The organism is Streptomyces sp. NPDC025784 (genome assembly GCF_055558435.1).
This window is the reverse complement of record NZ_JBVHMN010000001.1, coordinates 752,278-770,464: the sequence shown is the minus strand read 5'-3', so window position 1 is coordinate 770,464 and position 18,187 is coordinate 752,278. Positions and strand designations below refer to the sequence as shown.

At 72.8% G+C, this 18,187-nt stretch carries 16 protein-coding genes; 13 read left to right on the top strand and 3 right to left on the bottom strand.

Annotated elements, in window-relative coordinates; all coding sequences use genetic code 11:
* Positions 1-23 precede the first annotated feature (23 nt).
* On the top strand, positions 24-1,307 hold the full coding sequence (locus tag ACZ4IF_RS03405; protein WP_467559117.1) for a hypothetical protein: 1,284 nt from the start codon (positions 24-26) through the stop codon (positions 1,305-1,307).
* Here ACZ4IF_RS03405 and ACZ4IF_RS03400 read toward each other — a convergent pair.
* Together ACZ4IF_RS03400 and ACZ4IF_RS03395 are read right to left on the bottom strand one after the other, a co-directional pair.
* Positions 1,291-2,094 (bottom strand): DUF3097 domain-containing protein, encoded by an 804-nt coding sequence (locus ACZ4IF_RS03400; RefSeq protein WP_467559115.1) that lies wholly within the window; start codon positions 2,092-2,094, stop codon positions 1,291-1,293. The two genes, ACZ4IF_RS03405 and ACZ4IF_RS03400, sit on opposite strands and share 17 nt — an antisense overlap.
* 45 nt (positions 2,095-2,139) lie before the next feature.
* Positions 2,140-2,874, bottom strand: coding sequence for an MBL fold metallo-hydrolase (locus tag ACZ4IF_RS03395; RefSeq protein WP_467559113.1), 735 nt, complete (start codon positions 2,872-2,874; stop codon positions 2,140-2,142).
* A gap of 170 nt (positions 2,875-3,044) precedes the next feature.
* Between ACZ4IF_RS03395 and hrcA the strand changes: the two genes are divergently transcribed.
* The 10 genes from hrcA to ACZ4IF_RS03345 all read left to right on the top strand — a co-directional run bounded on the left by hrcA (position 3,045) and on the right by ACZ4IF_RS03345 (position 14,157).
* A complete protein-coding gene (hrcA, locus tag ACZ4IF_RS03390) occupies positions 3,045-4,064 on the top strand; it encodes a heat-inducible transcriptional repressor HrcA (RefSeq protein ID WP_028804625.1) in 1,020 nt (339 codons plus the stop codon).
* A complete protein-coding gene (gene dnaJ, locus ACZ4IF_RS03385; RefSeq protein WP_467559111.1) occupies positions 4,065-5,201 on the top strand; it encodes a molecular chaperone DnaJ in 1,137 nt (378 codons plus the stop codon).
* A 122-nt stretch (positions 5,202-5,323) separates the two neighbouring features.
* Complete coding sequence (locus ACZ4IF_RS03380; RefSeq protein WP_467559109.1) at positions 5,324-6,457, top strand: nitronate monooxygenase; 1,134 nt, start codon at positions 5,324-5,326, stop codon at positions 6,455-6,457.
* Positions 6,454-7,203 carry a 16S rRNA (uracil(1498)-N(3))-methyltransferase gene (locus ACZ4IF_RS03375; protein ID WP_467559107.1) on the top strand — a complete coding sequence of 250 codons (750 nt, stop codon included), beginning with the start codon at positions 6,454-6,456 and terminating at the stop codon, positions 7,201-7,203. Before ACZ4IF_RS03380 ends, ACZ4IF_RS03375 begins: the two co-directional genes overlap by 4 nt.
* 18 nt (positions 7,204-7,221) lie before the next feature.
* On the top strand, positions 7,222-7,614 hold the full coding sequence (locus ACZ4IF_RS03370) for a VOC family protein (RefSeq protein ID WP_467559105.1): 393 nt from the start codon (positions 7,222-7,224) through the stop codon (positions 7,612-7,614).
* A gap of 147 nt (positions 7,615-7,761) precedes the next feature.
* Positions 7,762-8,328, top strand: a complete 567-nt coding sequence (locus tag ACZ4IF_RS03365; RefSeq protein ID WP_467559103.1) for a hypothetical protein — start codon at positions 7,762-7,764, stop codon at positions 8,326-8,328.
* A 45-nt stretch (positions 8,329-8,373) separates the two neighbouring features.
* On the top strand, positions 8,374-11,583 hold the full coding sequence (locus ACZ4IF_RS03360; RefSeq protein WP_467559101.1) for a S41 family peptidase: 3,210 nt from the start codon (positions 8,374-8,376) through the stop codon (positions 11,581-11,583).
* 124 nt (positions 11,584-11,707) lie between these two features.
* Complete coding sequence (locus ACZ4IF_RS03355; protein WP_359487337.1) at positions 11,708-12,061, top strand: histidine triad nucleotide-binding protein; 354 nt, start codon at positions 11,708-11,710, stop codon at positions 12,059-12,061.
* A 6-nt stretch (positions 12,062-12,067) separates the two neighbouring features.
* Entirely contained in the window at positions 12,068-12,973 is a 906-nt protein-coding gene (locus tag ACZ4IF_RS03350; RefSeq protein WP_467559099.1) for a ribonuclease Z, read from the top strand.
* Positions 12,974-13,161: 188 nt separating this feature from the next.
* Positions 13,162-14,157: an adenosine deaminase gene (locus ACZ4IF_RS03345; RefSeq protein ID WP_467559097.1), complete on the top strand. Its 996-nt coding sequence runs from the start codon at positions 13,162-13,164 to the stop codon at positions 14,155-14,157.
* Positions 14,158-14,160: 3 nt separating this feature from the next.
* On the opposite strand, the gene ACZ4IF_RS03340 is transcribed toward ACZ4IF_RS03345, so the two are convergent.
* Positions 14,161-15,405 (bottom strand): MFS transporter, encoded by a 1,245-nt coding sequence (locus ACZ4IF_RS03340; protein WP_467559095.1) that lies wholly within the window; start codon positions 15,403-15,405, stop codon positions 14,161-14,163.
* 388 nt (positions 15,406-15,793) lie between these two features.
* Between ACZ4IF_RS03340 and ACZ4IF_RS03335 the strand changes: the two genes are divergently transcribed.
* The gene (locus tag ACZ4IF_RS03335; protein ID WP_467559093.1) at positions 15,794-16,903 is read left to right on the top strand and encodes a carbohydrate kinase family protein; all 1,110 of its coding nucleotides are present in this window, start codon (positions 15,794-15,796) and stop codon (positions 16,901-16,903) included.
* A 203-nt stretch (positions 16,904-17,106) separates the two neighbouring features.
* Positions 17,107-18,177, top strand: a complete 1,071-nt coding sequence (locus ACZ4IF_RS03330; RefSeq protein WP_467559091.1) for a PhoH family protein — start codon at positions 17,107-17,109, stop codon at positions 18,175-18,177.
* The last annotated feature ends 10 nt before the right edge of the window (positions 18,178-18,187 follow it).

Below are 18,187 nucleotides of genomic sequence, written 5' to 3'. Positions count from 1 at the left end.
TTGTTCGCGTACAGTCCGCGGCCATGATCTCTGGTGGATGGCCCGACGAGGACGCGACCGTCCTCCGGTACGGGCTGCGGCGGCTGCTCATGTCGCTGCCGATCGGGCTGGTGCTGATCGCCGGCGGTGTGATGGGGGTGTGGATCGCCGTCGAGCACGACGGGATCGGGGCCGGCTGGATACCGCTCGGGATGCTGGTGGCGATGGGTGTCGCCGGAGTGATTCTGCTCGTCTCCCGCTGGCGGGCCCGCCATTGGATCACCGCCTTCGACTCGACCGGTTTCTGGTGGATGCGGGGCAAGGAGATGGCGCTGATCCGCTGGGACTCCCTGGCCGGCGCGGGCATCCACTGGGCTCGCGGCAGCAAGACGGTCGTCTTCACGGTCGAGCTCTGCCCGAAGGACGAGATCGACCGCGACGATCCGCTGCTGTGGAAGTTCGTCCGCGACACGGAGCCGCTCGGGCCGGGACTGCCCCGGCTGCGCTACCGCATCGACGTGGGCGACTCCCACAAGGCGTACGAGAAGGCCTTCCGGCAGTGGGCGCCCGGGCTGTGGTTCGGCCGCCGGGAACAGCCGATGTCGTACCTGGGCGGGCCGGATCACGCGGGCCACCAGGAGCGGACCGGCACGGCGGCACGTGGCACGCCCGACCCCCTCGTGTTCGAGACCGTCGAGATCGGCGACTCGGTGGTGGTCCACCGTGCCGGTGTGCTGGTCCGCCGGCGGCTGGCCGCGGCGCTCGTCATGGTGTCGGCCTGCGCCTGGGCCGTGCCGGCCCTCCTGCCCGAGCACGGGCACGGGGCCGTCGCCGTCGTGCGCGAGGTGATCGCCGTCGTGCTCGTCGCGCTGGTCGGCTGGGGTCTCCTCCTCCACGGGCGGGGCGTGCGGCTCGTCTGGAACCAGCGCGTCACCGTGGACGCCACCGGCGTCCACGTCACCCGGCGCGGACGGTCCGCCACCGTGCCGTGGGACTCGCTCGCCGGAGTAGGCGTCCAGGCCGCCCCGCCGCTGTACACCCTCGAGCTCTGCCCGAAGGACGAGATCGACCGCGACGCCCCGCTGCTGTGGTTGTTCGTGCGCGACGGCGAGCCGCCACGGCCCGGCCTGCCCCGGCTGCGCTACCGCGTCTCCGTCCGGCCCGCCGGCGGCCGGCACGCGGTGGTGACGGCCTGTCGGCGCTGGGCGCCGGACCTCTGGCTCGGCGCGGAGCGGATGAAGTCCGGCTACGAGGGGGCCCCGGACCTCAAGGGTCACCGGCGCCGCACCCGTGGAACCGGCGGCAGGGCCGTCATTCCGGCGCCGTGACGAAGTCGATCAACTCCTCCACGCGGCCCAGGAGTTCCGGCTCCAGGTCCTTGTAGGAGCGCACCCGGGACAGGATGTGCTGCCAGGCCGCGCCGGTGTTCTCCGGCCAGCCCAGGGCCCGGCACACGCCCGTCTTCCAGTCCTGGCCGTGCGGGATCCGGGGCCAGCCCGCGATGCCCACGGCCGACGGCTTCACGGCCTCCCAGATGTCGATGTACGGGTGGCCGAGCACCAGGGCGTGGTCGCTGGTGACCGCCTCGGCGATGCGGGACTCCTTCGTGCCGGGCACCAGGTGGTCGACCAGGACGCCCAGCCGGGCGTCGGGGCCGGGACCGAAGTCCTCGACGATGGAGGGGAGGTCGTCGACGCCCTCCAGGTACTCGACGACGACGCCCTCGACGCGCAGGTCGTCGCCCCACACCTTCTCGACGAGCTCGGCGTCGTGGCGGCCCTCCACGTAGATGCGGCCCGCGCGGGCGACCCGGGCCCGCGCACCGGGCACGGCCACCGAACCGGACGCCGTGCGGGACGGGCGGGCCGGCGCCGACGACGGTCGTACGAGCGTCACCACCCGCCCCTCCAGCAGGAAGCCGCGCGGCTCCAGCGGGAACACCCGGTGCTTGCCGAAGCGGTCCTCCAGGGTGACCGTGCCCGCCTCGCAGCGGATCACGGCACCGCAGAAACCGGTACCGGGCTCCTCGACCACCAGACCGGGGTCCGCCGCGACCTCCGGCACGGGCTTGGGCTTCTTCCACGGCGGAGTCAGGTCCGGAGAGTACTGGCGCATTCGGATGACGATAGGAGAAGCGGCGGGGCGGTGCGGGGGAGATCGCTACGACACGCCGAAACGCGCCGCCAGCGCGTCCCGCTGGGCACGCACGAACGCCGCGTCCACCGTCGCTCCGTGACCGGGCACGTACACCGCCTCCTCGCCGCCCAGGTCGAGCAGCCGGTCCAGGGCGGCCGGCCAGTGTGAGGGAATAGCGTCGGGACCGGCCTGGGGTTCGCCCGACTCCTCCACCAGATCGCCGCAGAAGACGGTCTCCGGTCCGCCCGGCCCGCCGGGGACCAGGACCGCCAGATCGTGCGCGGTGTGTCCCGGGCCCACGTTCGCCAGCAGGACCTGGACGCCGCCGAGGTCGAGCGTCCGCTCGCCGGACACCGCGTGCCGGGGGTGCACCAGAAGGTCCGCCGCCTCGGCCGCCGCGCTCGGTCCGAGGCCGTGGCGCACCGCGTCGGCGCGCAGTTCCGCACGCCCGTGCGCGAGGACGGCGTCCAGCCCGACCGCGCCGAACACCTCCACCCCCGAGAACGCGGCCGCCCCGAAGACGTGGTCGAAGTGCGGGTGCGTGAGTGCGAGGTGCGTCACTCTGCGACCGGGCCCGAGCAGCCGCAGCGCCTCGGCGCGCAGCCGTGCGCCCTCACCGAGGCTCGACCCGGCGTCGATCACGAGCGCGGCGTCCTCGCCCACCACGAGCCCGACGGTGCAGTCCCAGACCGGAAGCCGCCGTCGTCCGACCCGGGGCGTCAGCCTTTCCCACCCCGGCTCTTCCCAAGTCACGCTCATACGGAGACGCTAGCCGTGCGGACGTGGTGAGCACGACATCGCAGGCCGGCCCTTGCCCGGGCCGTACCTCACAGCCGTACACTGGGCCGGGGAACGCTGGCACTCGCGTGCGCTGAGTGCCAGGCCAGGGGCCACGAGGACCACGGAGCCGACTTCTGGAGGTGTGCGCGATGCTCAGTGAACGCAGGCTCGAAGTGCTGCGCGCCATCGTCCAGGACTACGTGGGCACCGAGGAGCCGGTCGGTTCCAAGGCGCTCACCGAGCGCCACCGGCTCGGCGTCTCGCCCGCGACCGTGCGCAACGACATGGCGGCGCTGGAGGACGAGGGGTACATCGCCCAGCCGCACACCAGCGCCGGGCGCATCCCCACCGACAAGGGCTACCGGCTCTTCGTCGACAAGCTCGCCGGGGTCAAGCCGATGACGGCACCCGAGCGGCGGGCCATCCAGAACTTCCTCGACGGCGCCGTCGACCTCGACGACGTCGTGGCCCGGACCGTGCGGCTGCTCGCGCAGCTCACCCGGCAGGTCGCCGTCGTGCAGTACCCGTCCCTGACCCGCTCCACCGTGCGGCACGTGGAGCTCCTGTCGCTCGCCCCGGCGCGTGTCATGCTCGTGCTGATCACGGACACCGGGCGGGTCGAACAGCGCATGATCGACTGCCCCGCGCCGTTCGGCGAGACGTCGCTCGCGGACCTGCGGGCGCGACTCAACAGCCGGGTCGCGGGCCGCCGTTTCGCGGACGTCCCGCAACTGGTGCAGGATCTTCCGGAGGCGTTCGAGGAGCCCGAGGACCGCGGTACGGTCGCCACGGTGCTCTCCACCCTCCTGGAGACACTCGTCGAGGAGACCGAGGAGCGGCTGATGATCGGCGGTACCGCCAATCTCACCCGCTTCGGACATGACTTCCCTCTCACCATCCGGCCGGTGCTCGAAGCGCTGGAGGAGCAGGTCGTGCTCCTCAAGTTGCTTGGTGAGGCGAAGGATTCGGGCATGACCGTGCGGATCGGTCACGAGAACGCCCATGAGGGACTCAACTCCACGTCCGTGGTCTCCGTCGGCTACGGTTCGGGCGGCGAGGCAGTAGCCAAACTCGGCGTGGTCGGCCCGACCCGCATGGATTACCCGGGAACGATGGGAGCGGTACGAGCGGTGGCACGGTACGTCGGACAGATCCTGGCGGAGTCGTAAGTGGCCACGGACTACTACGCCGTGCTCGGCGTGCGCCGCGACGCTTCCCAGGACGAGATCAAGAAGGCGTTCCGGAGGCTCGCGCGCGAGCTGCATCCGGACGTCAACCCCGATCCGAAGACGCAGGAGCGGTTCAAGGAGATCAACGCCGCCTACGAGGTGTTGTCGGACCCGCAGAAGAAGCAGGTCTACGACCTCGGTGGCGACCCGCTGTCCCAGGCGGGCGGCGGTGGCGCCGGCGGCTTCGGCGCCGGCGGCTTCGGGAACTTCTCGGACATCATGGACGCCTTCTTCGGCACGGCGTCGCAGCGCGGACCGCGCTCGCGCACCCGTCGGGGCCAGGACGCCATGATCCGTCTGGAGATCGAGCTGGACGAGGCGGCCTTCGGTACCACGAAGGACATCCAGGTCGACACGGCCGTGGTCTGCGCCACCTGCAACGGCGAGGGCGCCGCTCCGGGCACCTCCGCGCAGACCTGCGACATGTGCCGCGGCCGTGGTGAGGTCTCCCAGGTCACCCGGTCCTTCCTGGGCCAGGTCATGACCTCCCGCCCCTGCCCGCAGTGCCAGGGCTTCGGCACCGTCGTCCCGACCCCGTGCCCCGAGTGCGCGGGCGACGGCCGGGTGCGCTCCCGGCGCACCCTCACGGTGAAGATCCCGGCCGGTGTCGACAACGGCACCCGGATCCAGCTCGCGGGCGAGGGCGAGGTCGGCCCCGGCGGCGGCCCCGCCGGCGACCTGTACGTGGAGATCCACGAACTGCCGCACAACGTCTTCCAGCGGCGCGGCGACGACCTGCACTGCACGGTCACCATCCCGATGACCGCGGCGTCCCTCGGCACGAAGGTGCCGCTGGAGACGCTCGACGGCCTGGAGGAGGTCGACATCCGTCCGGGCACGCAGTCCGGGCAGTCGATCCCGCTGCACGGGCGGGGCGTCACGCACCTGCGCGGCGGCGGCCGCGGCGACCTGATCGTGCATGTCGAGGTCACCACGCCGACCAAGCTCGACCCCGAGCAGGAGCGGCTGCTGCGCGAACTGGCGAAGCTGCGCGGCGAGGAGCGGCCCATCGGGCAGTTCCAGCCCGGCCAGCAGGGTCTGTTCTCGCGTCTGAAGGACGCGTTCAACGGCCGCTGACGCGACCGTCGAGAGCCGGGGCCGGAGCCGCGGAGGGCGCTGACCAGGTGCCCTTCCGGCCGGTTCCGGACAGGCGGAAGGGTGGATTCGGACTTGTACGGGGGACGTGACAACATGCGGTCATGTCCTCCGCGCTGACCGATCTCTTCCCGCTGCCGATCGTGCAGGCCCCCATGGCGGGCGGCGTCTCCGTGCCGCAGCTCGCGGCGGCGGTGTCCGAGGCCGGCGGACTCGGTTTCCTGGCCGCCGGGTACAAGACCGCCGACGGCATGTACCAGGAGATCAAGCAGCTGCGCGGACTCACGGCCCAGCCCTTCGGCGTGAACCTCTTCATGCCGCAGCCCGAGTACGCGGACCGGTCGGCCGTCGAGGTGTACGCCAACCAGCTCGCCGGAGAGGCCGCCTGGTACGAGACCGAGCTCGGTGACCCGGACAGCGGCCGCGACGACGGCTACGACGCCAAGCTCGCCGTCCTCCTCGACAACCCGGTGCCGGTGGTCTCCTTCCACTTCGGCTGCCCCGCCCCCGAGGTCCTGGAGTCCCTCGCCCGCGTCGGCACCCTCACCCTGATCGCCGCGACCACGGCCGACGAGGCCCTCGCGGTGCAGCGGGCGGGCGCCGACGCCGTCGTCGTGCAGGGCGTCGAGGCGGGCGGCCACCAGGGCACCCACCGCGACAACCCGGAGACGGACGGCACCGGCATCGGCCTGCTCTCGCTGATCGCGCAGGTCCGGGAGACCGTGCGGATCCCGATCGTCGCGGCCGGCGGCATCATGCGCGGCAGCCAGATCGCCGCCGCCCTCGCGGCCGGCGCGAGCGCCGGCCAGCTCGGCACCGCGTTCCTCGCCACCCACGAGTCCGGCGCGAACGCCGTGCACAAGCAGGCGCTGACCAACCCGCTCTACGTCCGTACGGAGCTGACACGGGCGTTCTCCGGCCGCCCCGCGCGCGGACTCGTCAACCGGTTCCTGCGCGAGCACGGGCCGTACGCGCCCGCCGCCTACCCCGAGGTCCACCATCTGACCTCGCCGCTGCGCAAGGCGGCTGCCCGGGCGGGCGACGCGCAGGGCATGGCGCTGTGGGCCGGCCAGGGCCACCGCATGGCGCGGGAGCTGCCCGCCGCACGGCTGGTGGAGGTGCTGAGCGCCGAACTCGCCGCCGCCCGGACAGCGTTGTCGGCGGCGCACGGGCTGTCGGGCCTGCCGGGCCCGGACACGTCGGCGTTCCCGGACGAGGAAGCGGGTGCGGGCCGATGACGGCACCGGTGTTCGTGGTCGAGCACTTCGACGCGGGCGGCGACGGACGCTATGTCCTCGACGGCCCCGAGGGCCGGCACGCCGTTTCGGTGAAGCGGCTGCGCCCCGGTGAGGACGTCGTCCTCACCGACGGGGCCGGACGCTACGCGGAGTGCGTGGTGCTCGACACCGAGGGCAAGGACCGGCTGGTCGTCCGGATGGACTCGGTCAGCGAGGAGCCCGCGGAGGAGCCGCGCATCACCGTCGTACAGGCCCTCCCCAAGGGCGACCGGGGGGAACTCGCCGTCGAGACCATGACGGAGACCGGTGTGGACGCGATCGTCCCTTGGGCCGCCTCCCGCTGCATCACCCAGTGGAAGGGCGACCGCGGGGCGAAGTCGCTCGCCAAGTGGCGGGCCACGGCCCGGGAGGCCGGCAAGCAGTCCCGCCGGGTCCGCTTCCCCGACGTCGCGGACGCGATGACGACCAAGCAGGTTGCCGCACTTCTCGCCAAAGCCGATCTGGCGGCGGTACTGCACGAGGACACGGAGCTGGGCACCGAGCCGTTCGCCACGGCGGAACTGCCCGCAGACGGGGAGATCGTGCTGGTGGTGGGACCCGAGGGCGGGATCTCGCCCGAGGAGGTCGAGCTCTTCACCGGGGCGGGGGCGCGGACGTTCCACCTGGGGCGTACCGTTCTGCGCACATCGACCGCCGGGACGGTGGCGACGGCGCTGCTGCTGGCACGCACCGGCCGCTGGTCCTGACACGCACGGGGGATCGTCTTGGAACTCGCCCAAGTACGGCTGCTCGTCTCCGACTTCGCCGCCTGCTACCACTTCTACGCGGACGTCCTCGGCCTCAAGCCCCAGTCGGGCTCGGCCGAGGGCCCCTACGAGAAGTTCAGCCCCGCCACCGGCTCGGCGGGCATCGCCATACAGGACCGCTCGATGATGGCCGAGGTCCTCGGTGAGCTGGGCGATGTGGCGACCGGTCACCGTTCGCTGGTCGTGCTGCGGGTGGACGACCTGGACGCGTACTGCGAGCAGATCACCTCGCGCGGCGCGACGATCCTGCACGGCCCGGCCCCCATGACCGAGCGGATGCGCGTCGCCCATCTCAAGGACCCCGAGGGGAACCTGGTGGAGCTCCAGGAGTGGCTGCTCCTCCTGGGCTGACGTCCCCGGAGGAAGTACCCGCGTTCGCCCGCGCGTTCGGCCCCGGCGCGGGTGCTCGAACCGGAATCGCACGGACGGGCGGTGCAGTCCGCGCAGTGTCCGCATGCGGTCTACCGCGGCCGCCGGGAGAGTGGCACGCTGCCGTTCATGGGGGTTTTGAGGCGTACAGGGCGCCGGGCGGGGCGTCGACGGGTACTGCTGGCGACCGGGTTCGCGGCGGCCGGGATCTTCGGCGTGGCCGCCTGCGACCCGGGGGACGGGCTGAGCCCGGCGGCAGTGGCGTACACGACCGACAGGACCGCCACCAAGGAGCTCGAACGGCAGCATGTGAACGTGCGCTGGCTCAGCTGCACCGCCTCCTACGGCAACAACAAGGCCTACACGCCCGGCAAGTCGCCCCGGCCGACGGAGAACACGGTCGCCTCCGTGGACTGCCAGGGGCAGTCGGACGACGGGCGGGATATCACCGTCAAGGGCCGGGTCACCCGGGCCGTCGACGGCGCCTGCGTGCGCGGCGACCTCGTCGCGAAGGTCGGCGGCAAGGAGTGGTTCCACGTGCAGGGCCTGGGGAACTGCAACGCCACCACCAACCCCGTCCCGCCCGTCACGTACCGGCCGCCGAACGGGCAGCCGAACCCCACCGTCACCGTGACGGTGACGAAAACCATGTGGTGCAAGGGCGATCCCACCTGCTGGCCCTCCCAGGGCAAGTGATCGTGACCCCTTTCAGCGTGCGCCCCGGCTGCATAGGGTGATCGGGTGACACAGCCCGCAGCCTCCGCGTATCTCCGTTTCCCGCATCTGCACGGCGACTTGGTCGTCTTCACGGCCGAGGACGACGTCTGGGCCGCCCCGCTCGACGGCGGGGGCCGGGCCTGGCGGGTCAGCGCCGACAACGTGCCGGTGAACCATCCACGCATCTCCCCGGACGGCTCGACCGTCGCCTGGACGTCGACCCGCGACGGGGCACCCGAGGTGCACGCCGCGCCCCTGGCCGGCGGCCCGTCCGAACGGCTCACCTACTGGGGCAGCCCCAAGACCCAGGTGCGCGGCTGGACCTCCGACGGACAGGTGCTCGCGCTCAGCACGCAGGGCCGGGAGAGCCTGCGCCGCAGCTGGGCGCGGTCGGTCCCGCTCGACGGCGGTCCGGCGGCGGTCCTTCCGTACGGCCCGGTCGGCGAGGTCGCCCAGGGCGGCCCCGGCACCGTGCTGCTGTCCGCGCCGATGGGCCGCGAGGCCGCCTGGTGGAAGCGGTACCGCGGCGGCACGGCGGGCAAGCTGTGGATCGACCGGGCGGGCGACGGCGAGTTCGTCCGCCTGCACGAGGACCTCGACGGGAATCTCGAATACCCCCTCTGGGTCGGGGAGCGCATCGCCTTCCTGTCCGACCACGAGGGCGTGGGGGCGCTGTACTCCTCCCTCGCCGACGGCTCGGACCTGCGCCGGCACACACCCGTGGACGGCTTCTACGCCCGGCAGGCGGCGAGCGACGGCTCCCGGGTCGTGTACGCGTCCGCCGGCGAGCTCTGGCTCCTCGACGACCTCGACGGCGCCGAACCGCGCCGGCTGGACATCCGGCTCGGCGGCCAGCGCGCCGACCTCCAGCCACACCCCGTCAGGGCCTCCCGCTGGTTCTCGTCCGCCACACCCGACCACACCGGACGCGGCAGCGCGATCTCCGTGCGCGGCGCCGTGCACTGGGTCACGCACCGCTCGGGCCCGGCCCGCACGCTCGCCGCCGGACAGGGCGTGCGCGCCCGGCTGCCCCGCTCCTTCCGCGCCGACGGCGAGGAACACGTCGTGTGGGTGACCGACGCGGAGGGCGACGACGCGCTGGAGTTCGCCCCCGCGACCGGCGTCGCCCCCGGAGCGACCCCGCGGCGGCTCGCCGCCGGACAGCTCGGGCGCGTCCTCGGACTCGCGATGGCTCCCGACGGCAGCCGCGCGGCCGTCGCCTCGCACGACGGACGGGTCCTGCTCGTCGAGCGCGACAGCGGCGAGGTCCGCGAGCTCGACCGCAGCGAGGACGGCGAGGCCACCGGGCTGGTCTTCTCGCCCGACTCGGCGTGGCTGGCCTGGTCGCACCCCGGGCCGCGCCCGCTGCGGCAGCTGAAGCTCGCCAACACCGCCGACCTGTCGGTGACCGAGGCGACCCCGCTCCGCTTCCGGGACTACGCGCCGGCGTTCACCCTCGACGGCAAGCACCTCGCCTTCCTGTCGGCCCGTTCCTTCGATCCCGTCTACGACGAGCATGTCTTCGACCTCGCGTTCGTCGGCGGATCACGGCCCTACCTGATCACCCTGGCCGCGACGACGCCGTCGCCCTTCGGGCCGCAGCGCCACGGCCGGCCCTTCGAGGCACCCGACAAGGACGAGACCCCCGACAGCGAGGGCGCGCCGACGACCCGGATCGACCTCGACGGGCTCGCCGACCGGATCGTGGCGTTCCCCGTCGAGGCCGCCCGCTACTCGACGCTGCGTGCCGCCAAGGACGGGGTGCTGTGGCTGCGCCACCCGGTGCGCGGTGTGCTCGGCGCCTCCCGTGCCACTCCGGAGGCCCCGGACCCGAAGAGCGAACTGGAGCGGTACGACCTCGCCCAGCAGCGCATCGAGCACCTCGCCGCGGACGCCGACCACTTCGCCGTCAGCGGCGACGGCAAGCGGGTCCTGCTGTGGACCGACGGAAGACTCAAGGTCGTCCCCAGCGACCGGCGCGCCTCGAACGACGACGAGAGCGACTCGAACATCACCGTCGACCTGTCGAGGGTGCGGCAGACCGTCGACCCGGCCGCCGAATGGCGGCAGATGTACGACGAGACGGGCCGCCTCATGCGGGACAACTTCTGGCGGCCCGACCTGGCCGGGGTCGACTGGCAGGGCGTCCTCGACCGGTACCGGCCGGTGCTGGAGCGCGTCGCCACGCACGACGACCTCGTGGACCTGCTGTGGGAGGTGCAGGGCGAGCTCGGCACCTCGCACGCCTACGTCCTGCCCGGCGGCGGAGGAGGCGGCGACCGGGCACAGGGACTGCTCGGCGCGGACATCTCCCGTCACGAGGACGGGAGTTGGCGCATCGACCGGATCCTGCCCTCCGAGACGTCCGACCCCGAGGCCCGGGCGCCGCTCGCCGCGCCCGGCGTCGCGGTACGGGCCGGCGACGCGATCGTCGCGATCGGCGGGCAGCCGGTGGACCCGGTGGCGGGTCCCGGACCGCTGCTCGTCGGCACGGCCGGCAAGCCGGTGGAGCTGACCGTGTCGCCCGCGGGCGGCGGCGATCCGCGTCACGCGGTCGTGATCCCGCTCGCCGACGAGGAACCGCTGCGCTACCACGCGTGGGTCGCCGACCGGCGCGCCTACGTCCACGAGCGCTCCGGGGGTCGCCTCGGCTATCTGCACGTGCCGGACATGGTGGGCTCCGGCTGGGCCCAGCTCCACCGCGACCTGCGGGTCGAGGTGGCCCGAAACGGGCTGGTCGTGGACGTTCGTGAGAACCGCGGCGGCCACACCTCCCAGCTGGTCGTGGAGAAGCTCGCACGGCGGATCGTCGGCTGGGACCTGCCGCGCGGACTGCGCCCGTACAGCTATCCGGAGGACGCGCCCCGCGGTCCGGTCGTCGCCGTCGCGAACGAGTTCTCCGGTTCCGACGGCGACATCGTCAACGCGGCGATCAAGGCCCTCGGTATCGGGCCGGTGGTCGGCACCCGTACCTGGGGCGGTGTGATCGGCATCGACAGCCGCTACCGGCTCGTCGACGGCACGCTCGTCACCCAGCCCAAGTACGCCTTCTGGATGGAGGGTTACGAGTGGGGCGTCGAGAACCACGGCGTCGACCCCGACGTCGAGGTCGTCCAGACGCCGCAGGACCACGCGGCCGGACGTGACACCCAGCTCGACGAGGCGATCCGGATCGCCCTCGCCGCCCTGGAGGAGAACCCGGCGAAGACCGCCCCGGCGCTGCCGGAGGACTGACGCACCCGGGTCCGGGGCGGCCGTCCCCACGGACGGTGGCCCCGGACCCCGTTGTCGCGCTGAAGAATTGCTCCGGTGGATACGATGCCGTCGTAGCGATCAACGGCGTGAAGGAGGCACACGCATGGCGGGAGAGCCGCAGGACGACTGCCTGTTCTGCAAGATCGTCGCGGGGCAGATCCCGGCGACCCTGGTCCGCGAGACCGACACCACCGTCGCGTTCCGTGACATCAACCCTCAGGCGCCCACCCACATCCTCGTCATCCCCAAGGTGCACTACCGGGACGCCGCGGAACTGGCGGCCGCCGAGCCCACCGTGGTCGCCGACCTGCTGCGCGAGGCCGGTGAGGTCGCGGGCGAGGAGAAGCTGGAGAGCTACCGCGTCGTGTTCAACACCGGCAGCGGCGCCGGACAGACCGTCTTCCACGCGCACGCCCATGTGCTGGGCGGTCGCGGCATGCAGTGGCCTCCGGGGTAACCGGCCTTGTCCGTACGTGAATTGGTGGTACTCGGCACCGCCAGCCAGGTCCCGACGCGACACCGCAACCACAACGGCTACCTGCTGCGGTGGGACGGCGAGGGGCTGCTCTTCGACCCCGGCGAGGGCACGCAGCGGCAGATGCTGCGTGCCGGGGTCGCCGCGCACGACCTGCACCGGATCTGCGTCACCCACTTCCACGGGGACCACTCGCTCGGACTCGCCGGGGTGATCCAGCGCATCAATCTCGACCGCGTGCCGCACGAGGTGACCGCACACTATCCGGCGTCCGGGCAGCGGTTCTTCGACCGGCTGCGCCACGCCACGGCCTATCGCGAGACGGTGGCGCTGACCGAGGCGCCGGTCGACGACGACGGGGTCCTCGCGGCCACGCCGTCGTACACCCTGGAGGCGTGCCGGCTCTCGCACCCCGTGGAGTCCTTCGGCTACCGGCTGGTCGAGCCGGACGGGCGGCGGATACTGCCCGGGCGTCTCGCGGAGCACGGGATCCAGGGGCCGGACGTCGGGCGCATCCAGCGGGACGGCGTGCTGCGCGGCGTCACCCTGGACGACGTCAGCGAGGTGCGGCGCGGGCAGCGCTTCGCGTTCGTCATGGACACCCGGCTGTGCGAGGGCGTCGGCGCCCTCGCCGAGGGGTGCGACCTGCTCGTCATCGAGTCGACCTTCCTGGACGAGGACGAGCGGCTAGCCGAGGACCACGGGCATCTGACGGCGGGCCAGGCGGCGCGGGTGGCCAGGGACGCCGGGGTACGGCATCTGGTGCTGACCCACTTCAGCCAGCGCTACTCCGATCCGGGCGAGTTCGAGCGGCAGGCCCGCGCGGCCGGCTTCGACGGCGATCTGACGGTGGCGTACGACCTGCTGCGGGTCCCGGTGCCGAAGCGCCGGTAGCGGTGGCCCGTGACCGGGCGGGTGGCCCGCGCCGGACGCGAGGCGGCGGTGGCGGGTGACCGGCTCGGCGCACCGGTTCCCGGGCGCCGGGCGGTGCGCTGCCGGGCCCGGGCGGCAAGCGGGCGACGCGGACGGCGGCGGGGGCGTTCGGTTCCGTTGTGTCGGGCCGTCGCCCGTACGATGCTTCGATGCCCCTCCCCAAAGCTGAACTGCACCTCCACATCGAAGGCACGCTCGAACCCGAGCTCGCCTTCGCGCTCGCCGCGCGCAACGGCGTCAGGCTGCCCTACGAGGACACCGAGGAGCTGCGCAAGGCGTACCTCTTCGACGATCTCCAGTCGTTCCTGAACCTGTACTACGAGCTCATGGCCGTCCTGCGGACCGAACAGGACTTCGCCGACCTGGCGGACGCCTACCTGGAGCGCGCCGCCGCGCAGGGCGTGCGGCACGCGGAGATCTTCTTCGACCCGCAGGCCCACATCGCCCGCGGTGTGGAGATGGGGACGGTCGTCGACGGACTGTGGCGGGCGCTGGAGCACAGCGAGGAGAAGCACGGCGTCTCCACCCAGCTGATCATGTGCTTCCTGCGGGACGAGTCCGCCGAGTCGGCCATGGCGACCCTGGAGGCCGCGAAGCCCCATCTCGACCGGATCACCGGCGTCGGACTCGACTCCGCCGAGGTCGGCCACCCGCCGGCCAAGTTCCGTGAGGTGTACGAGGCCGCCGCCGCGCTCGGTCTGCGGCGCGTCGCGCACGCGGGCGAGGAGGGGCCGCCCGAGTACATCACCGAGGCCCTCGACGTCCTCGGCGTCGAGCGCGTCGACCACGGGCTGCGCTGCATGGAGGACCCGCAGCTGGTGGAGCGGCTCGTACGGGAGCGGGTGCCGCTGACGCTGTGCCCGCTGTCGAACGTGCGGCTGCGGGCCGTGCGCGTCCTGGAGGACCACCCGTTGCGCGCCATGCTCGACGCCGGCCTGCTGTGCACGGTGAACTCCGACGACCCCGCCTACTTCGGCGGCTACGTGGCCGACAACTACCACGCGGTCCGTGACGCCCTCGGTCTCGAACTGGAGCAGATGCGGGAGCTGGCGCGCAACTCGTTCCTGGCGTCCTTCCTCGAACACGACGAGGAGCGGCGGGCCCGTTGTCTCGCCGAGGTCGACGCGTACGAGTTCGGGCGGTAGCCCTCAGCCGGTTCCGGGCCCCGGTGCGGTGGCTGCCGCGGCCGGCCGGGGCCCGGCCGTGCCGTACGCCGTCCGCTCGGCGGGAGCCGTCTCCAGCGGGATCTCGACGACGGGGGTGACCGGGACGCCGCGCCGCGGCCGGACGGCCACGAGGGTCATCGGCACGGCGATCACCAGCAGCCCGACGGCCAGGACCGTGCCCATGGCCGGGTATCCGGCCCGAGCCGAGAGCAGGCTGCCGGTGAGCGGGCCGCACGCCGTGCCGAGCGAGGACGCGGAGCCGACCAGGACGGCCCACCGGCCGCGCGGGTCGAGGGAGGCGGCGAGGCCGATCACGTACGACAGGACGACCGGGTAGAGCGTGTTCCAGGCGATCTCGCCCGCCGCGAACGACGTGAGGTCGGTGGCCGCCGCGCTGAGCGCGATGCACCCGGCGATCAGCGCCGTGCCGATACCGATGGGCAGGGCCAGACCGAGCCGGGGGCCCAGCGCGCCCGCGCCGATCACCCCCAGCAGACCCGCGCCCAGCGCCGTCGCGAACACCGCGCCGACCGTGACCTCGGTGAGTCCCGCCTGGGTCAGTCCGATGCGGCCGCTGACGCCCCACAGGGAGTTCTGGGCGAGGGACCAGAAGAGCATCGTGCCGGCGAGGAGCAGGCCGGAACGCGGGTGGGGGAGCGGCGTCGTGGTGCGCAGGGTCCGCACGGCGGGGGTGCGGTCCGGCAGCCGGCCGGTCACGGGCAGCACGAGCAGCGCCGTGCAGGCGATCGCGGCGAGGGGCAGGCCGTGGGCCGGGCCCAGGTGGGGGATCGTCAGATACAGCGCGCCGGCCAGGGCGGAGACCCCGAACAGGCCCATTGTGGTGGTGCGGTGGGGGTCGCGCTGGGCGGCGATGCCGGTCGCGGCGACCGTGGTGGCCGCGCCGGAGCCGAAGCCGCCGACGACCGCGCCGGTGACGACCAGGGGCACGGTGGTCGTCAGGGCGGCGGCGCCGTAGCCGGCGGCGGTGAGGAGCAGACCGGTGCGGGCGAGTCCGCGGGGGCCGAAGCGGTCCACGCGGGACGCGAGGAGGAACCCGGCGGTCGCCGAACTCAGCAGCAGGGCGCTGCCGATGGCGCCGGCCTGGGTGGCCGAGAGCGGGAGGCCCGCGTCCAGTCTGCCGACGGTGGTCGGCAGCAGGTACGCGGAGAGGTACCCGGCCGTGAAAAGGGCGACGAGGGGCCAGGGCATGGTGGTGCGGGCGAACACGGGCGTTCCCAGGGCATGCGAAAGGAGCGGCTCGGAAGGGGGCTTGAGCGGCTGTCGACGGACAGGAACGCGCGGGCAATTTGTATCAAGGGGCCGGGCGCGCGAAGAAGGTCGGACGGTGTGATCTACGGCACTTTCCGTTTGGTCCCGCAGAGGCGGGGTACACGCGGTCTCTTGCTCTGTCGGAGGGGGCGTCGCGGGGGCGGTGCCGCTCCGCCCGGCACGGGCCGCCGTTCGGCCGTGCGGCGGGCTCCGCTCCGTCCTGCGGGCGGGTCCGTCGTCCTCCGTCCGGGGCGGCCGGGGCGGGATCCGTCCCCGCACGACCACGGTGTGTCGTGGCCGACTTGGTGCACACTGGCCTGATCCGCACCATCTCAGGGAGCGCACCGTGATCACGCCCGACGGAGAGCGACCGCTCTGCCAGGCCCATGTCGACCCGCTCGCCGGCCTGCGCACCCCCCAGGATCCGCCCTGGGACGTCTACCTCACGGGCACGGTCTTCCTGGACATCATCTTCACCGGGCTCGACTCGGCTCCCGTGCGCGGGACGGAGTCGTGGGCGCGGGGCATGGGATCGAGCCCGGGCGGCGTCGCGAACATGGCGACGGCGCTGGCCCGGCTGGGACTGCGGACCTCCCTCGCCGCCGCGTTCGGCGACGACCACTACGGGGAGTACTGCTGGGACGCCCTGGAGCAGGGCGAGGGCATCGACCTCTCCCCGTCGCGCACCGTGCCCGGCTGGCACTCCCCGGTCACCGTCTCGATGGCGTACGAGGGCGAACGCACGATGGTCAGCCACGGGCACGAGCCGCCGCCCGAGGAGCCGGCGCCGGACTGCCCGCCGCGCGCGCGTGCGGCGGTCGCCTCGCTGACGCCCGGCACGCGCGCGCCCTGGATCGAGGAGGCGGCGAAGAGCGGCACCCGGATCTTCGCGGACGTCGGCTGGGACGACACCGGCCGCTGGGACCTGGCCGGCCTCACCGACCTGGAGCACTGCGAGGCGTTCCTGCCGAACGCCGAGGAGGCCATGCGCTACACCGGCGCGGACTGTCCGCGTGCGGCGGCGCGCGCGCTGACGGACCACGTGCCGCTGGCCGTGGTCACCCTGGGCTCGGACGGCGCGTACGCCGTGGACGGCGGCACCGGGGAGACCGCCGAGGTCCCGGCGATCGCGGTGGAGGCACTGGATCCCACGGGGGCCGGCGACGTCTTCGTGGCCGGATTCGTCACGGGGACGCTGGCCGCCTGGCCGCTCGCGGACCGTCTCGCCTTCGCCGGGCTGACCGCGGCCCTGTCCGTGCAGGAGTTCGGCGGGTCCCTGTCGGCGCCGGGCTGGTCCGAGATCGCGGCCTGGTGGCGCAAGGTCCAGTCCCTGGACGCCCAGGACCCCACGGCGCTGAGCCGGTACGCGTTCCTGGAGGGCCTGCTCCCGGAGGTGACGCGCCCGTGGCCGCTGCGCCGGGCGGTGCCGACGATCGGTTTCGGGCGCTCGGCGTGACATCCGCGCCGGGGTCCGGCGGGGCGCTCCCGACCGTCCCGCTCCCGGCGCGCGCCGTCGTGCGCGGGGCGCGGGCGCTCGGCACGGGGTGACGAAAAGCCCTACGGCTCTGTCAGTGCAGCGACGTACCCTTGGAACCGCAAGGCTGCCCGTGTGGCAAGCGTGCCGACCGAGGAGGATTCGCAGGCCTACAGAGCCGGCCCATGACTCAGACACCCACAGCTCACAGCTCCGCTCAGGAGCAGGCGCGAGCGCACTTCACCGTCCCTGCCAAGCACCCCATGGTGACCGTGCTGGGTTCCGGAGACGCGCTCCTGCGCGTGATCGAGAAGGCCTTCCCGGCGGCCGACATCCACGTCCGGGGCAATGAGATCAGTGCGGTCGGCGACGCCGGTGAAGTCGCCCTCGTCCAGCGCCTGTTCGACGAGATGATGCTGGTGCTCCGCACGGGGCAGCCGATGACGGAGGACGCAGTGGAACGCTCGATCGCCATGCTCAGGGCGAGCGAGAACGGGGAGGGCGACGGCCAGGAGACCCCGGCCGAGGTGCTCACGCAGAACATCCTGTCCTCGCGGGGCCGCACCATCCGCCCCAAGACGCTCAACCAGAAGCGGTACGTCGACGCGATCGACAAGCACACGGTCGTCTTCGGCATCGGCCCCGCCGGTACCGGCAAGACGTACCTGGCCATGGCCAAGGCGGTGCAGGCCCTGCAGTCCAAGCAGGTCAACCGCATCATCCTGACCCGCCCGGCGGTGGAGGCGGGCGAGCGCCTCGGCTTCCTGCCCGGCACGCTCTACGAGAAGATCGACCCCTACCTGCGCCCGCTGTACGACGCGCTGCACGACATGCTCGACCCCGACTCGATCCCCCGCCTGATGGCGGCGGGCACCATCGAGGTCGCGCCCCTGGCCTACATGCGCGGCCGCACGCTCAACGACGCCTTCATCATCCTGGACGAGGCCCAGAACACGAGCCCCGAGCAGATGAAGATGTTCCTCACCCGCCTCGGCTTCGACTCGAAGATCGTGATCACGGGCGACGTCACGCAGGTCGACCTGCCGAACGGCACGAAGTCCGGTCTGCGCCAGGTCCAGGACATCCTGGAGGGCGTCGAGGACGTCCACTTCTCCCGCCTCACGTCCCACGATGTCGTACGCCACAAGCTGGTCGGCCGTATCGTCGACGCGTACGAGAAGTACGACAGCGAGAACGGCACCGAGAACGGCTCCCACAGGGGTGCTCGCGGCAAAGCCGGTCACAAGGGGAAGTAGAGCCAGCACG

Coding starts and splice junctions, on each gene's coding strand:
- ACZ4IF_RS03405 (WP_467559117.1), top strand. CDS start 24: ATGATCTCTGGTGGATGGCCCGACGAGGACGCGACCGTCCTCCGGTAC.
- ACZ4IF_RS03400 (WP_467559115.1), bottom strand. CDS start 2,094: ATGCGCCAGTACTCTCCGGACCTGACTCCGCCGTGGAAGAAGCCCAAG.
- ACZ4IF_RS03395 (WP_467559113.1), bottom strand. CDS start 2,874: ATGAGCGTGACTTGGGAAGAGCCGGGGTGGGAAAGGCTGACGCCCCGG.
- hrcA (WP_028804625.1), top strand. CDS start 3,045: ATGCTCAGTGAACGCAGGCTCGAAGTGCTGCGCGCCATCGTCCAGGAC.
- ACZ4IF_RS03380 (WP_467559109.1), top strand. CDS start 5,324: ATGTCCTCCGCGCTGACCGATCTCTTCCCGCTGCCGATCGTGCAGGCC.
- ACZ4IF_RS03375 (WP_467559107.1), top strand. CDS start 6,454: ATGACGGCACCGGTGTTCGTGGTCGAGCACTTCGACGCGGGCGGCGAC.
- ACZ4IF_RS03365 (WP_467559103.1), top strand. CDS start 7,762: ATGGGGGTTTTGAGGCGTACAGGGCGCCGGGCGGGGCGTCGACGGGTA.
- ACZ4IF_RS03355 (WP_359487337.1), top strand. CDS start 11,708: ATGGCGGGAGAGCCGCAGGACGACTGCCTGTTCTGCAAGATCGTCGCG.
- ACZ4IF_RS03345 (WP_467559097.1), top strand. CDS start 13,162: ATGCCCCTCCCCAAAGCTGAACTGCACCTCCACATCGAAGGCACGCTC.
- ACZ4IF_RS03330 (WP_467559091.1), top strand. CDS start 17,107: ATGACTCAGACACCCACAGCTCACAGCTCCGCTCAGGAGCAGGCGCGA.